Annotated in this window: 12 protein-coding genes; 5 read left to right on the top strand and 7 right to left on the bottom strand. The window is 73.3% G+C overall.

All coding sequences use genetic code 11. The features are described 5' to 3' along the window. Window positions 1-126: 126 nt before the first annotated feature. The 4 genes from OEB99_RS11400 to OEB99_RS11385 are packed head-to-tail and all read right to left on the bottom strand — an operon-like array spanning window position 127 to window position 4,346. Window positions 127-1,053: a PT domain-containing protein gene (locus OEB99_RS11400; protein ID WP_263510208.1), complete on the bottom strand. Its 927-nt coding sequence runs from the start codon at window positions 1,051-1,053 to the stop codon at window positions 127-129. Window positions 1,054-1,064: 11 nt separating this feature from the next. Further along, window positions 1,065-2,297, bottom strand: a complete 1,233-nt coding sequence (locus OEB99_RS11395; RefSeq protein ID WP_263510207.1) for an ABC transporter permease — start codon at window positions 2,295-2,297, stop codon at window positions 1,065-1,067. Next, complete coding sequence (locus tag OEB99_RS11390) at window positions 2,294-3,130, bottom strand: ABC transporter ATP-binding protein (RefSeq protein WP_318011410.1); 837 nt, start codon at window positions 3,128-3,130, stop codon at window positions 2,294-2,296. Before OEB99_RS11390 ends, OEB99_RS11395 begins: the two co-directional genes overlap by 4 nt. After that, window positions 3,123-4,346, bottom strand: coding sequence for an efflux RND transporter periplasmic adaptor subunit (locus tag OEB99_RS11385; protein ID WP_263510206.1), 1,224 nt, complete (start codon window positions 4,344-4,346; stop codon window positions 3,123-3,125). The genes OEB99_RS11390 and OEB99_RS11385 overlap by 8 nt, the downstream gene beginning before the upstream one ends. Window positions 4,347-4,497: 151 nt before the next feature. Here OEB99_RS11385 and OEB99_RS11380 point away from each other — a divergent pair, with 151 nt between their 5' ends. Beyond that, entirely contained in the window at window positions 4,498-4,860 is a 363-nt protein-coding gene (locus OEB99_RS11380) for a DUF4440 domain-containing protein (RefSeq protein ID WP_263510205.1), read from the top strand. Window positions 4,861-4,863: 3 nt separating this feature from the next. Here the strand turns inward: OEB99_RS11380 and OEB99_RS11375 are convergent, their stop codons facing one another. After that, on the bottom strand, window positions 4,864-6,483 hold the full coding sequence (locus OEB99_RS11375) for a DUF7059 domain-containing protein (RefSeq protein WP_263510204.1): 1,620 nt from the start codon (window positions 6,481-6,483) through the stop codon (window positions 4,864-4,866). Window positions 6,484-6,507: 24 nt separating this feature from the next. Beyond that, window positions 6,508-8,799: a sodium-translocating pyrophosphatase gene (locus OEB99_RS11370; RefSeq protein WP_263510203.1), complete on the bottom strand. Its 2,292-nt coding sequence runs from the start codon at window positions 8,797-8,799 to the stop codon at window positions 6,508-6,510. A 250-nt stretch (window positions 8,800-9,049) separates the two neighbouring features. Between OEB99_RS11370 and OEB99_RS11365 the strand changes: the two genes are divergently transcribed. The 3 genes from OEB99_RS11365 to OEB99_RS11355 all read left to right on the top strand — a co-directional run bounded on the left by OEB99_RS11365 (window position 9,050) and on the right by OEB99_RS11355 (window position 11,817). Continuing rightward, on the top strand, window positions 9,050-9,793 hold the full coding sequence (locus OEB99_RS11365) for a hypothetical protein (protein WP_263510201.1): 744 nt from the start codon (window positions 9,050-9,052) through the stop codon (window positions 9,791-9,793). An 87-nt stretch (window positions 9,794-9,880) separates the two neighbouring features. After that, window positions 9,881-10,423, top strand: a complete 543-nt coding sequence (locus OEB99_RS11360) for a sigma-70 family RNA polymerase sigma factor (RefSeq protein ID WP_263510200.1) — start codon at window positions 9,881-9,883, stop codon at window positions 10,421-10,423. Then, window positions 10,420-11,817, top strand: coding sequence for a hypothetical protein (locus tag OEB99_RS11355; protein WP_263510198.1), 1,398 nt, complete (start codon window positions 10,420-10,422; stop codon window positions 11,815-11,817). Before OEB99_RS11360 ends, OEB99_RS11355 begins: the two co-directional genes overlap by 4 nt. 96 nt (window positions 11,818-11,913) lie before the next feature. On the opposite strand, the gene OEB99_RS11350 is transcribed toward OEB99_RS11355, so the two are convergent. Further along, on the bottom strand, window positions 11,914-12,246 hold the full coding sequence (locus OEB99_RS11350) for an STAS domain-containing protein (protein WP_263510197.1): 333 nt from the start codon (window positions 12,244-12,246) through the stop codon (window positions 11,914-11,916). A 171-nt stretch (window positions 12,247-12,417) separates the two neighbouring features. On the opposite strand from OEB99_RS11350, the gene OEB99_RS11345 reads away from it, so the two are divergent. Then, the gene (locus OEB99_RS11345; protein WP_263510196.1) at window positions 12,418-14,901 is read left to right on the top strand and encodes a DEAD/DEAH box helicase; all 2,484 of its coding nucleotides are present in this window, start codon (window positions 12,418-12,420) and stop codon (window positions 14,899-14,901) included. The last annotated feature ends 11 nt before the right edge of the window (window positions 14,902-14,912 follow it).

The following is a 14,912-nucleotide window of genomic DNA, read 5'->3' as shown; positions in this document are numbered from 1 at the left end:
GTACCACCGGCGGCACCGGCGGAACCGCCCGGAGCGGAGCCGCTCGCGTCCACGCCACCACCGGCGGAACCGCCCCGTGCCGCGCGACCGGTGCGTCCGCGCCGCGGCGGCACCTCGCCGATCACCTCAGGCACCTCGGCCTCCGACGCTCGTGCACGCACCGTCCACCGCATCGCTCAGGCTCAGCGACGTGGCCGTCATCCCGCCGCGGTCGTCACTCTCGCCGCGCGCGCTCACGCACAGCCCGACCGAGATCGCGGAGGAGTCCACGGTCTGCGTCGTCGTGTAGGTGGTCGCGTCGTCGATCGTCACGGTGCTCGTGGTGCCGTCCTGGTCGACCGTGATCCCCGCGTCGTCCACGGCCGTCACGGTGCCGGCCACCATCGCGCCGAAGCCCCGCGAGCCACCGGTCGGCATCCCCGACGGCAGGTCCGTCGAGCCACCGCTCGGCAGGTCCGTCGGCCCACCGCTCGGCATGTCGGTCGGCATGCCGCTCGGCATGCCCGTCGCCCCGTCGGTCGGCGCACCGGCCATCTGGCCACCGGGCATCCCGCCGGCGCCCGCACCGGCGAAGCCCGTGCACTCGCCGTCGACCGGCTCGCTCACCACGACGCTCGACGCAGGCCCGGCGGTTCCGGCCGTGTCACCGCTCGTGACCCCGCCGCTCGAGGTGTCGGAGGAGGTGTCGGCGCTCGACTCGATCACCACCACGCACGAGCCCACGGTCACCGCGGACAGGTCCGTGCTGACCTCCTGCGTGATGGTCGTGTCGTCCGACCAGGTCACCGCGGTCTGCACGTCGGACTGCACCTGCATGGTCGTCCCGGTCACCGCCGCGATCAGGCCCGACACCCCACCACGACCATCCGCGGAGCCGGCCGCCGAGCCGTCCTGCACGCCGCCGGACGTGTCCTGCGAGCCGTCGCCGGCCGTCACCGCCGCGGCCGTGGCCGCCGCCTCCGTGGTCGAGCCCCCGCCGCACCCGGCGAGCACGAGCGCGACGCCCAGCCCCCCTGCCAGCGCGGCCGAACCGCGCACCAACCGTCGTCCCATCGTCTCCGTCCTCACTCGCTGCGCAGCGCGTCGATCGGCGCGAGCCGCGCCGCCCGCGTCGCCGGGTAGACCCCGAACACCAGACCGATCCCCACCGCGACCACCAGGGATCCCACGACCGCCAGCCCGGAGACGACGATCGATGTGCCGAGGAGGTCCGGGAGCACCCGCGCGCCGAGGATCCCCAGCACCGCCCCGAGCACACCGCCGGCCAGCCCGAGCACCGAGGCCTCGATCAGGAACTGGCGGCGGATCGCCCACGGCGGCGCACCGAGCGCCTTGCGCAGGCCGATCTCCCTGGTCCGCTCGGTCACCGAGACGAGCATGATGTTCATCACGCCGATCCCGCCGACCAGCAGGGACAGCGCCGCGATCCCGGTGAGCAGCACGGTCAGGGTCCGGTAGACCGCGGTCGCGGTGCTGACCAGCGCGTCCTGGCTGTTGATCGTGAAGTCGGCGCTGTCGGCCGACGTGATGCCGTGCAGGTTCAGCAGCAGGCTCTCGACCTCCTGGTAGGCGGCGGACAGCTGGTCCGTCGACGCCGCCTGCACGTACACCGTGGTGAGGGCGTTGCGGTCACGCCCGCCGATCACCTGGTCGCTCGCGGTCGACAGCGGGATCACCGCGAGGTCGTCCAGGTCCGTCGAGGAGTCCGCGCCGGCGTCGGCGAGCACCCCGACCACCGTGAACGTGAGGTCGGACATCGTGACGGTCTGCCCCACCACGTCCGTGCTGCCGAACAGCTCGGTCGCGGTCGAGGACCCGAGCACCACGACCGCAGCCCCGGTCGCCTCGTCCTCGTCGGTGAAGAACTCACCCGACGCGAGCGTCCGGGCCCGCACCGAGGGCCAGTCCGCCGTCGTGCCGACCACGGTCGTGGTCCAGTTGGTCTCCGAGGTCTCCAGGGACAGCTGGCTCGACTTCTCCGGCGCGACCCCCGCGACGTCCGGCGCGTTGACCTCGGACGCGAGCGCCTCCGCGTCCGACCTGGTCAGCGTCGCCCGGGTACCGAAGCCGCCCCGCGTCCCCTCGCTCGACGTGCTCGACCCCGGCGTCACGATCAGCAGGTCCGACCCCAACGAGCTGATCTGCTCCGACACGTCCTTCTGCGTGCCCAGACCGAGACCCACCGTGAGGATCACCGCGGCGATGCCGATCAGGATGCCGAGCACGGTGAGGGTCGACCGCAGGCTGTGCGCGCGGATGGCCGCGAGGCCGGTGCGCAGCGTCTCGGTCCAGCTCACCGGGCACCCGCCTGCATCGATCCGGGCGCCCCGGCAGGGGCCCGGCCCCCGGCGGCACCGGCCGCCCCGGCCGCCCCGGCCGATCGTGCCGAGTTCGCGTGCCGGCTCGACACGGTGTCGGACTGGATCCGCCCGTCGAGCACCCGCACCACGCGGCGCGCGTGCTCGGCGACCTCGAGCTCGTGCGTGATGAGCACGATCGTCCGCCCCTGTGCGTGCAGCTCGTCGAGCAGCGCGAGCACGTCCTTGGTGGACGCGGAGTCCAGGTTGCCGGTGGGCTCGTCGGCGAGCAGCAGCGCCGGCTCGCCGACCAGCGCCCGCGCGACCGCGACCCGTTGCTGCTGGCCGCCGGACATCTCGCCGGGACGGTTCGCGAACTTGTCCGCGAGCCCCACCCGCTCCAGCGCGGCCTCCGCCCTGGCGCGCCGATCGGCGGCCGGCACGTGGCCGTAGAGCAGCGGGAGCTCGACGTTGCGCCACGCCGACAGCGACGGCAGCAGGTGGAACTGCTGGAACACGAACCCGATCCGCCGGTTGCGGATCGCGGCGAGCTCGACCTCGTCGAGCTCGTTCACGTCCTCCCCCGCCAGCCGGTAGCTCCCGACCGTCAGCGTGTCCAGGCATCCCAACAGGTTCATCAGCGTCGACTTGCCGGACCCGGACGGCCCCATCACCGCGACGTACTCGCCCTCCTCGATGCGCAGGTCCACGTCCTTGAGCGCCTCGAACTCGAGCGACCCGGTCCGGTAGGTCTTGCCGGCTCCCTGCAGGTCGATGACGGGTGCCGCGGCGTCGACCGCGACCGGCTCCGCCTCGACCAGCGCCTCAGCCATTGGTGCCGCCCTGCTGCCCGCCCGGCATCTGCATCTGCGACGGGTCGAAGCCGCCGCTCGGGAAGTCGGTCGGCATCTGCCCGCGCTGGTCCGTGCCCGACTGGTCGGACTGGTCGGACTGCTGGGTCTGGGTGACCACCGTGACGAGCACCTCGTCGCCCTCGCTGAGCCCCGACGTGATCTCGGTGACGTCACCGACGGTCTCGCCGACGGTCACCGGCGTCTGGACCTCGGAGCCGTCGGAACCGGCCTGCATCACGACCGACTGCCCGTCGACCGTGCGTACCGCGGCGGACGGCACGGTGAGCACGTCGGTGCGCCGCTCGTACACGATCGCGACGTCGGCGGAGACACCGTCGTGCACCCCGTCCGGGCTGCCCGTGATCGCGATCGTCACCGGGTAGGCCGCGACGCCCGACGAGCTGGTCGACAGCAGGCCGATCTCGGAGACGGTGCCGAACACCGTCCCGTCAGCGCCGTCGACGGTGAGCTCGGCCTGGTCGCCGACCGCGATGAGCGCCACGTCGGCGTCGTCCACGCTGATGTCGACGTCCCACGAGTCGGTGCCGACGATGACGAACTGCGCCGACGAGGAGGTCCCGGTGGACCCGGTCGACCCGGTGGTCGAGGCTCCGCCCATCGAGCTCGACCCGCCGCCGCTCACGGCCTCACCGACGGTGAGGTTCACCTCGGTCACCAGACCCGCGACCGGCGCGACGAGCGTCGCGTCGTCCATGGCGTCCTGCGCCGTGTCGACCGCTGCCTGCGCGACGTCCACCTGTGCCGAGGCGGCCGCGATCTGCGCGTCTGCCGCATCCGACCCGTCGTCGGAGTCCTCGAGGTCGGCGAGCGACGCCTCGGCCGTGGCCAGCGTCGCCTTCGCCGAGAGCAGGTCCGCGTTGAGCTGCAGCGTGTCGACCGTCGCGAGCTGCTGGCCCTCCTCGACCGTGTCCCCGGCCGCGGCGTCGACGCTGAGCACGGTGCCGCTGACCGCGAAGCTGACGTCCTCCTGCACCGTGGGCGCGATCGTGCCGCTCCCGCTGACCGACTTCTCCAACGTGGTCGTCGAGGCGGCGACCGACTGCGTCGTCGACTCGGGGGCCGACGCCGCGGCCGCCTTGCCGTGCAGGACGAACCACCACAACGCCGTCCCGGCGACCACCACCAGCACCACAGCCGTGCCGAGCGCCCAGGGGCGCCGCAACCGTCGCAGCATCCTGCTCCCTTCGATCCGACGGGAACGTACGAACCTCCCCTGAGCCGGACGTAGCACCGCACTGTGCGCGACCTGTGCGCCTGTGCGGGACCTGTGCACGTGCGGCCCGTACCGGTGCGCGGCCGCCGCAGCGGCACCTAGCGTGGGGTCGATGACCGACCGCGAGGACCTCGTCGACCTGGAGAAGCGCGGGTGGCGCGCCCTGAGCGACACCCCGGACGCCGCCGACGCGTTCTACCGCGAGGTGCTCGACGACGCCGTCGTCCTGCTGCTCCCCGGTGGCCTGCGCATCACCGACCGCGACGCCGCGCTGCGCTCGATGGGCGGCGCCCCGTGGGACGGTTTCGTCCTGGACGGCGTCGACGTGGCGTTCCCGCGCACCGGTGTCGGACTGGTCACCTACGGCGTGGTCGCGCGGCGCGGACCCACGCGGTACTCAGCCCTGGTCAGCAGCCTCTACGTGCGACGTGCCGAGGGCTGGCGGCTCGTGCACCACCAGCAGACGCCGCGCTGACGCTCAGACCTCGAGCAGCCCGTCCCGGATCAGGTCGCGCACCTGCGGGAAGAGCTCGCTGCGCAACGCGTCGACCGGCACGTCGAGCAGGGCGGCGATGCCGATGGTGATCTGCCCCACGGTCAGCTCGCCGCGGCACGCACCCACCAGACCCGCGAGCGCGGTCCCCGCCTGCACCACCCGGCCGAAGCCGCCGCCCTGCCGCAGCAGGATCACCTGCGGGTCGGTGTCACCCGGCCGCAGGTGCCGCTCCTCGGTGACGTCCGACGCCGCGGTCAGCCGCAGCTGGACCAGCACGTCGTCGTCCACCGAGGCCATCAGGTCGTGCGCCGCGAGACCCGCCGCGATCGCGCCGCCGAGCGGCCCCTCGGCCCGCCCGTGCTGCTCCTCGAGCCGGCGCAGCCGGGGCCGCTCGCCGGCCTTCGGGCGTCGCAGCACCACGAACCCCATGCCGACCGCCTCGACCCCGCGGGCAGTGAAGTCCTCGAGCCAGGCGCTGACGACACCGTCCCAGGCCTCCGGGTCGCAGTCCCGGCTCGCGCCGCCGTCCCGCAGCCACATCTCGGCGTACTCGGCCGGGTCGAGCACCTCACGCTGCACGACCCAGGCGTCCATCCCGGTGCCGTCCACCCAGTCCCCGACCCGGTCCACCCAGCCCTCGCCGGTGCGGTGCTCCCAGTTGCCGAGCAGCTGCGCGACACCGCCCGGCGCCAGCACCCCGCCGGCCTCGCGCACCAGCGACTCGACCAGCGCGTCGCCGGCCATCCCGCCGTCGCGGTAGACGTAGCTGGGCAGCCCGGCCGCGGCGGTCCGTGCCTCACCGCGCGGGGTGATGACGAACGGCGGGTTCGAGACCAGCAGGTCGACCCGCTCACCGAACACCGGCGCGAGCAACGAACCGCGTCGTAGGTCCAGCTCGACGCCGGCCAGGGCGGCGTTCACGGCGGCGAACGCGAGCGCCCGCTCCGAGACGTCGGTCGCGACCACCGACCTGGCGTGTCGGGTGGCCTGCAGGGCCTGGATGCCGCACCCGGTCCCCAGGTCGACCACGCGCCGGCGGGGGTCCCGCACGGTGAGCCGCGCGAGCATCGTCGACGCCCCGCCCACGCCGAGCACGTGCTCGGGGTGCAGCATCGAACCGGTGATGTCCGAGCCGAGGTCGGACGCGACCCACCAGGTCGCACGACCGGCCGCGTCGTCGACCGTGACGGGTCGCAGGTCGACCAATGACAGCACCTCGTCGTGCCGGCTGTGCCCCGCGGTCATCACCAGGCCGAGCCGCTCGAGCGCATCCGTCCCGGTGAGCGGGAGGGCACGGTCGAGGTCGACGCGATGCACCGGCAGGCCGAGCATGAACAGCCGGACCAGGGTGGCGAGCGTGGAGCGGTCGCCGGCGGTGGCCATCGCGGCCGCCGCGGGCTGGTCCCGGTGCAGCGCGGCCGCGGCCATCGGTCCGAGCACCGCCTCGACGTCGTCGACGTCGTGGATCCCGAGGTCCGCAGCGAGTGCACCGAGCTCGGGGCGCAGCAGGTGTGGCGGGGGTGGCAGGCTCGGCTCGGGCCTCTCGACGCGGTGCGGACCAGTCCCCGGCCGCGCGGCCTCGCTCACCGTGCCCCCTGCCATGACGTTCTCCAGTCCTGGACGGATCTAGCCCTGCACCTCGTGCTCGAGTCGCCCTTCACGGTCCACCCGCGCCGCACGCACCCGAGAGCTGATCACCACGCCGAACGCGATGAGCATGGCACCGGTGGCGATCGTCAACCGAATCGGGTGGTTCGCGCCCGCGCCGACGCTGAGGTGCACCACGGCGGGCGCGATCAGCAGGGCGACCAGGTTCATCACCTTGATCAGCGGGTTGATGGCCGGGCCCGCGGTGTCCTTGAACGGGTCACCGACCGTGTCCCCGATCACCGCGGCGGCGTGCGCCTCGGAGTTCTTCCCGCCGAACCGGCCGTCCTCGACGATCTTCTTCGCGTTGTCCCACGCGCCGCCCGAGTTGGCCAGGAACACCGCCATGAGCACACCGGCGGCGATCGCCCCGGCCAGGAACCCGGCGAGCGGTCCGACGCCGAGGCCGAAACCGACGGCGATCGGCGCGAACGCCGCGAGCAGCCCCGGCGTGGCGAGCTCACGCAACGAGTCACGCGTGCAGATGTCGACGACCCGGCCGTACTCCGGGCGGACCTCGCCGGTCATGATCCCGGGCATCTCCCGGAACTGCCGGCGCACCTCGAACACGATCGCGCCGGCCGCCCGGGTCACCGCGTCGATCGCGAGCCCGGAGAACAGGAACACGGTCGCGGCGCCGAGGATCACGCCCACGAGCGTGATCGGCGAGATCACCTGGTAGGAGAGCATCGCGAGGGTCAAGCCCGCGGCCTGCGCGGCGTCGCCCACCTCGGCGACGGTGCTGCGCACCGCATCGGTGTACGAGCCGAACAGCGCGGTCGCTGCGAGGACCGCGGTCGCGATCGCGATGCCCTTGGTGATCGCCTTCGTCGTGTTCCCGACGGCGTCCAGGTCGGTGAGCACCTGCGCGCCGGCCGCGTCGACGTCCTTCGACATCTCGGCGATGCCCTGCGCGTTGTCGCTCACCGGACCGAACGTGTCCATCGCCACGATGACACCCACCGTCGTGAGCAGCCCGCAGCCGGCGAGGGCGATGAGGAACAGCGACAGCGTGACCGAGCCGCCGGAGATCAGGAACACCGCGCAGATCGCCGCCGCGATGATGCCCGCCGTGTAGACGGCGGACTCGAACCCGACGCCGACGCCGGACAGCACCACGGTCGCGGGACCGGTGAGCGTGGTGCGTGCGACGTGCATCGTCGGGTTGGACGTCGTGCCGGTGAAGTACCCGGTGAGCCACAGGATGATGCCCGCCAGCAGGACGCCGATGACCACGGCGAGCGTCGCGACGACCCGCGGGTCGCCGGTGTGGTCGACCAGGTCCGCCGAGATCCCGCTCAGACCGGCGAACGTCGACGGCAGGTAGACGAACGCGGCGATCGCCGTGATCACCGCGCCGAACGCGGCCGACGAGTAGAAGCCGCGGTAGATCGCCCGGAGTCCCGACTCCTGGCCGCGCACCCGGGTGAGCACCACGCCGAGCGCCGCGGTGATCGCACCGATGCCGGCGACCACGAGCGGGAACACCAGGCCCTGCTCACCGAACGCGACCTTGCCGAGGATGAGCGCGGCCACCAGCGTCACCGCGTACGACTCGAACAGGTCCGCCGCCATGCCCGCGCAGTCGCCCACGTTGTCGCCCACGTTGTCCGCGATGGTCGCCGCGTTGCGCGGGTCGTCCTCGGGGATGTTGTGCTCGACCTTGCCGACCAGGTCCGCACCGACGTCGGCCGCCTTGGTGAAGATGCCGCCGCCGACCCGCATGAACATCGCGAGCAGGGCCGCGCCGAAGCCGAAGCCCTCCAGGACCGCAGGCGCCTGTTCGCGGTAGATCAGCACCACGGACGTCGCGCCGAGCAGCCCGAGACCGACCACACCCATGCCGACCACACCGCCGGTGCGGAACGCGATGCGGGCTCCTTCGACCCGACCCCCGGCGTCCCGCGCCGCCGCCGCGACCCGCACGTTCGCGCGGACCGCGAGCCACATGCCGAGGTAGCCGATCGCCGCGGAGAAGCCCGCCCCGAGCAGGAAGAAGATGGACCGGCCGAGCTTGACCCCGCCGTCGCCGGGCAGCAGGAAGAGCAGCCCGAACACCACGACCGCGAACAGCACCAAGGTGCGGAACATCCGGTTCAGGTATGCCGACGCGCCCTCCTGCACGGCGAGCGCGATCGCCTGCATCCGAGGTGTGCCCTCGTGGGCGGCCAGCACCTGCCTGCGGAGCACCACGGCGAAGCCGAGGGCGACGACCGCGATCGCGGAGATCACAGCGACGATGACGATGCTCGAGCTTCCGAGCGTGGGCATCCGACCTCCTTGGTGTGACGCGCGCACGGGATGTCCGGTGGCGTCGTCGCCGGGGCGCTGTGGCGCCGCGTGGCTCGGAGTCTACGGGTGACCATGGTCCCCGGGTCCACCCTTCGGCGACGGGTAAGGACGATCGGCCCAGGCCGGTCGCCCCGCCTGCGCTCACGCGCGGGCCGGGTGCCCGACGTTCGCCCTGCTAGGTTCCGGTCGTGCGCCCCCGGGGTGCACGATCGACGACGGGCGGGGAGCGATGACGGACCGGGAGCCCTCCGAGGCGTCACGACGAGCGACCTGGCTGGTCTGGGCGGTCGTGGCTGCGGTGTTCGTCGGCCTCGGCATCCTGGCCCTCGTCACCGGCCGCTTCAGCCCCTCCGACGCCGGCACGTCGGAGCCCTCGGCCACCGTCACGGCCCCCGGGACCACCGAGTCGGCGACGGAGCCGGCGACGACGGAGCCGGCCACCGAGCGGCCGACCGCCACCGAGACCGCCACGGCCGAGCCGACCGCGTCGCCGACCGCTCCCGACTTCGGGGCCTGCGGCGAGGAGCTCGACGTCACGAGCGACCCGGGACTCTGGGTCGGCGACTACGGCGGCGGCACCGACGCCGAGTCCGACACCCCCGTGGACCTGCGCTGGTCGCTGATCGCGGTCGAGGACTGGAGCGACCGCGCCGTCGCGGTCGCCGTCCTCGGGCTCTGGCTCACCCGCGAGGACGAGACCACCGTCGCGGCCGTCCCGTCGGAGGTGCCGGTGGCCCCCGGGACCGTCGAGTTCACGCCGGGCTCCGAGGGTGGCGGAGGGGGCAGCGAAGGCGTCCTCGAGCTGAGCGTGCCGTTCACCGCCTGCCCCGGCGGCCTCGACCCCATCCCGGTGGGCGTCTACCAGGCGCGGGTGCACCTGCTGGTCGACGACGGCACCACCGAGCACGACACCTGGGGCTACGAGTTCGTCTTCGTCGGCGGCTACGACGCCGCGACGGCGGCCGCGGGCTGAGCGGGGACGGCCTCCTCACCCGAACGGGTGAGCGCCACAACGATCCGCGACCACGGGACGTCTACGTTGCGACAGAGGGGGGTACCGGTGTCGCACACGGACGAGGTGCTGGTCGAGCTCGCCAGGGAACGCGGGCGCGACCTGGTCGCCTACGCGTACCTGTTCACCGGTGACCACGCGAGCGCGCAGGACCTGGTCCAGGACGCGTTCGTGAAGGTCTTCGGCCGGCTCCGCGCCGGCTTCACCCCCGACACCGCCGAGGCCTACGTCCGCCGCGCGATCGCGACGCTCTACGTCGACGGGTTCCGGCGCCAGCGCCGCTGGGCCGAGCGCAAGCACCTGGTCGCCGGGGCGGAGCAGGTGCCGGGTTCCGCGGCCGAGGTCGTGGACCGGGTCACCGTGCACCGGGCGCTCGCCGGGCTCAGCGGTCAGGAACGGGCCTGCGTCGTGCTGCGGTTCTACCGCGACCTCACCGTCCCGGAGATCGCCGCGGAGCTGCGGCTCGCCGAGGGGACGGTGAAGCGCTACCTGAGCAACGCGATGCACAAGCTCGAGGGCCTGCTGGGCCCGATCGCCCCGGCCGCGCACGACGTGGTCGACGTGCTCCCGCCGGCCGAGAAGCAGGGATGACCATGGAATTCGACCTCGACGAAGCCCTCGCCGCGATGCACCGCCAGGCCCGCGACGGCGCCGACGCGCTCCCGGTCGAGGCGGTCGTACGGCGGGCGCGCAGGCACCGGATCGCCAAGCGGAGCGGCTACGGCGCCGTCGGGATGGGTGCGGCAGTCGCGCTCGCACTCGGCGCCGTGTCGCTCGCCCAGGGCACGCCGGCGCCGGTCGCGACCTCACCGGAGGTCGCCACCACGCCACCGAGCCCGTCCGAGACACCGGCAAGCGCGCCGACCGCAGACGTGACCCAAGCGCCGGGCGCGGTCGGGTGGAGCCCGAACCTGTCCCGGTGCGGCATGCCCGGCCAGACCTGGGTCGAGGCCCGCGACGGGTCCGACGGCCAGGTGAGCGTCATCAACTACTGGGGCTGGGACGAGGCGACCTCCACGGACGAGTGGCCCACGCGTTCCGACGCGATCTGGGTCGACGACCACGGGGGCACGACGATGACCGTCGAGGTGCTCGACGCCGTCGTCATGCCGGACGGCGAGGGCTGGGGCGACGTCGTCGCCGTGCTCGGCGGGCCGGTCGACCCGGTCGACGTCGACGTCACCTCCGGCTCCGAGGGTGGAGGGACCGGGAGCACCGGCCTCATCGACCTGGCCGTGCCCCTCGCGACCTGCGACGGCGGGTCGACTCTCCCGGACGGCACCTACACCACGATCACGCGGTACCACCTCACCGTCGGGGCGACGAGCGTCCTCGTCTACGGCCAGTCCACGCAGTACCTCGGGGCGTCTCCGTGGGTCAACGAGCCCGCGCCCATCGACGTCCCGGCCTCGGTCGATCTCTCCGCGGAGGTTCCGGCGTGCGGCTCCCGGTACCAGCTCGACGAGGTGCACTACGTCGAAGGCGAGTCCGAACCCTTGTGGTTCCTGGAGCCGCTGGGTCACCACCTCTATGCGCCGGACGGCGGGGTCGGCCCGTGGGTCGATACGATCGTCTACGGGGGCTTCAGCTGGACCTGGAGCGGCTCACCGGCGCAGGCCGGATACACCGATCCGGTCGCCGTCCTGGTCCGCCGCAGCGACGGCCTCGTCGTGGCCCGGACCGACCTGCAGTCGGTGGCCCAGCACTGGGCCTACGACCAGCTCCAGGTCCCACCGGACCGCTCCACTGCTGCCTACCCCTGGCCCGAGGTGACACTCATGGGCCAGTTCAACCTCGAGTGGACCCCGGTCGGCTGCGCCGACCTGGGACAGGGCATCGAAGCCGGCGTCCCGTTCGACCCCGGCAACTGGGACGACGACCTGGGCTACACCCTGCACGTCGGGCAACGACTGCTGATGGACGACGGCACGACCCGGTGGTTCTGGTGGTCCGACAACCCGAACGACCCGCAGTCGGCACCGTGACCCGGAACGAGTGCGCCGGGTCGGACCACGGGTGACGGAAGGGCCCGGCCGATCGGCCGGGCCCTTTCTCGTGGTTCTGGTGTCGGTACGGCTCGCTCAGGCGAGCGCTTCCTCCAGCGTCGGGTGGATCGAGAACACCTGGGTCAGCGCGGTGATCCGGAAGACCTTGAGGATCTTCTCCTCGTTGATCACGAGCGACAGGTCGCCGCCGAGCGTGCGCACCTTCTTCAGAGCGCCGACGAGCACCCCGAGACCGGTGGAGTCCATGAACGAGACCTGCGTGAGGTCCACCACGATGGTGGTGTGCTCGGCGTCGACGAGGTTCGAGATCTCCTCGCGCAGCACGGGCGCGGTGTAGACGTCGATCTCTCCCTTGACGTCGATCACCGTCCGATCGCCGCTCTCGCGGCTCGTGACGGACACGTCCACTCCGGCCTCCTCTTGCTGGTTGGTGCCCTAGTCAACACCACGCGGAACGCGGGGTCACTCACGTTCCAGCCATCTGCGTCACCCGGCGGGAAGCAGGCTAGCCCGTTCAGGTGAACGACGGGCGCCTTCGGGCGGGCTCCGCGCGTCGGCCGCGGATGGCACGATCGTGCGGTGACCGACCTGCTCGACGTGCTGCTCGCGGGCGGGCGTCGTGCCGACCGTGCGCTGCACGTCGAGCACCTGCCCGGACGCGCCGGCCGCACCTCGGACTGGCCGGCGTGGGCCGATCCGGACCTGGTCGCCGGCTACCGTGCGCTCGGGGTGGACCTGCCGTGGCAGCACCAGGTCCAGGCCGCCGACGCGGTGCACGCCGGGCGGCACACGGTGCTCGCGACGTCGACCGGGTCGGGCAAGTCGCTGGCGTTCTGGCTGCCGTCGTTGACCGCGGTGCGCGCCCCGTCGCTGCGGCGGGGTTCGGTCCTGTACCTGTCCCCGACGAAGGCGCTCGCCGCCGACCAGCTCACCGGGCTCGAGCGCCTCCTCACTGCCGCGCACGTCCCGGACGTCCGGGTCGCGACCTGCGACGGCGACACCGACACGACCGCGCGACGGTGGGTGATCGAGCACGCCGACGTGGTGCTGACCAACCCCGACTTCCTGCACTTCTCGCTGCTGCCGAGCCACCGGCGGTGGATGCGTGTGCTGCGCGGGCTGCGGGTGGTGGTGCTGGACGAGAGCCACGCCTACCGCGGAGTGTTCGGCGCGCACGTGGCCGTGGTGCTGCGCCGCCTCCTGCGGCTGGCCCGCGGGTACGGCGCCGAGCCCGCCGTGGTGCTCGCGTCCGCGACGACGTCCGACCCGGCCGCGACCGCGGCTCGCCTGATCGGCGTCGAGGCGGACCAGGTGGTCGCGGTCACCGACGACGCCGCACCGCGCGGCCGCACGACGCTGGTCCTGTGGCAGCCGCCGTTGCTGCCGGGGTCGGGCTCGCTCCTCGGCGCTGTCGCCGCGCTGCGGTCCGCGGGCTCCGAGGCGGAGGCCGACACCGAGGCGGGCGCCCGAACCGCCACGGCGGCGCACACCGGCCAGGACGGTCGCACCGCCGGGGAGGCACGCACGGGCGAGCCTGCGACGGGCGACGACGGCGAGGGGCTCGTCGACGCTCCCCCGAGCACGGCCCGTCGCGCGGCGCCCACCGAGGTCGCGGACCTCTTGGCGGACCTCGTGGCGGCCGGCGCTCGCGCCCTGGCGTTCACCCGGTCCCGGCGCGCCGCGGAGTCCGTCGCCGCGATGGCGCGGGAGCACCTCGACGAAGTGGCCGTGGGCTTGGGTGACGGGGTCGCCGCCTACCGTGGCGGGTACCTGCCGGAGGAACGCCGAGAGCTCGAGGCCCGGCTGCGCTCCGGTGAGCTGCGCGCGCTGGCGACCACGAACGCGCTCGAGCTCGGGGTGGACATCACCGGGCTGGACGCCGTGCTCATCGCCGGGTGGCCGGGCACGCGGGTGTCGTTGTGGCAGCAGGCCGGCCGTGCGGGACGGGCGGGCGCGGACGGGCTGGTCACGCTCGTGGCCCGGGAGGACCCGCTGGACACCTATCTGGTGCACCACCCGGAGGATGTCGTGGGTGTCCCGGTCGAGGCCACGGTGGTGGATCCCACCAACCCGTACGTGCTGGCACCGCACCTGTGCGCGGCGGCGGCAGAGCGCCCGCTGCGCAGCGAGGACCTGCCGCTGTTCGGCCCGGACACCCGCGCGCTGCTCGACGTGCTGGTCGACCGTGGTGCTCTGCGCCGACGCGAGTCGGGCTGGTACTGGACGCACGCGGACGCGGCGAGCCGGCTGACCGACCTGCGCGGGACGGGCGGAGAACCGGTGCGCGTGGTCGAGGACGGCACCGGTCGGCTGCTCGGGACGGTGGATGCGTCGGCCGCCGACGCGACGCTGCACGAGGGGGCTGTGTACGTGCACCAGGGCCGCACCTACGTCGTCGACGCCCTCGACCTCACAGCCGCCGTCGCGATCGTGCACGAGGAAGCGGTGGACCACCGGACCTGGGCGCACTGGATGAGCAGCGTCGAGATCCGCGAGGTCCGCGAGGAGCGGCACGCGGGGCCGATCACCTGGGGCTTCGGGGTCGTGGACGCCACGAGCCAGGTGGTCAGCTACACCAAGCGTCGGCTCCCCGACCTGGCCAACGTCGGCGGCGACACGCTCGAGCTCCCGCCGCGGACCATGCGCACGAATGCCGTGTGGTGGACCGCGCCGCCCGAGGTGCTCGATGTGGCCCAGCTCGACTCCGGTGACGCGCCCGGTGCGCTGCACGCCGCCGAGCACGCCTCGATCGGTTTGCTTCCCCTGCTCGCGACGTGCGACCGCTGGGACCTGGGCGGGCTGTCCACCGCACTGCACGCGGACACCGGCACCGCGACGGTCTTCGTGCACGACGCCTACCCCGGCGGCGCCGGCTTCGCCGAGCGAGGGTTTCGCCTCGGCGCCCGCTGGCTCGGAGCCACGCGGGACGCGATCGCCGGGTGCTCCTGCGCATCGGGCTGCCCGGCGTGCGTGCAGTCGCCCAAGTGCGGCAACGGCAACGACCCGCTCGACAAGGCCGGCGCGCTGCGCCTGCTCGACGTCGTGCTGGGGCACGAGTCCTGACCGGTGCGGCG

The sequence above is a fragment of the Actinotalea endophytica genome (assembly GCF_025717005.1).
GTDB lineage: Bacteria > Actinomycetota > Actinomycetes > Actinomycetales > Cellulomonadaceae > Actinotalea.
Note: the sequence above shows the minus strand (reverse complement) of the source record. Positions and strands in the feature narration are given on the sequence as shown.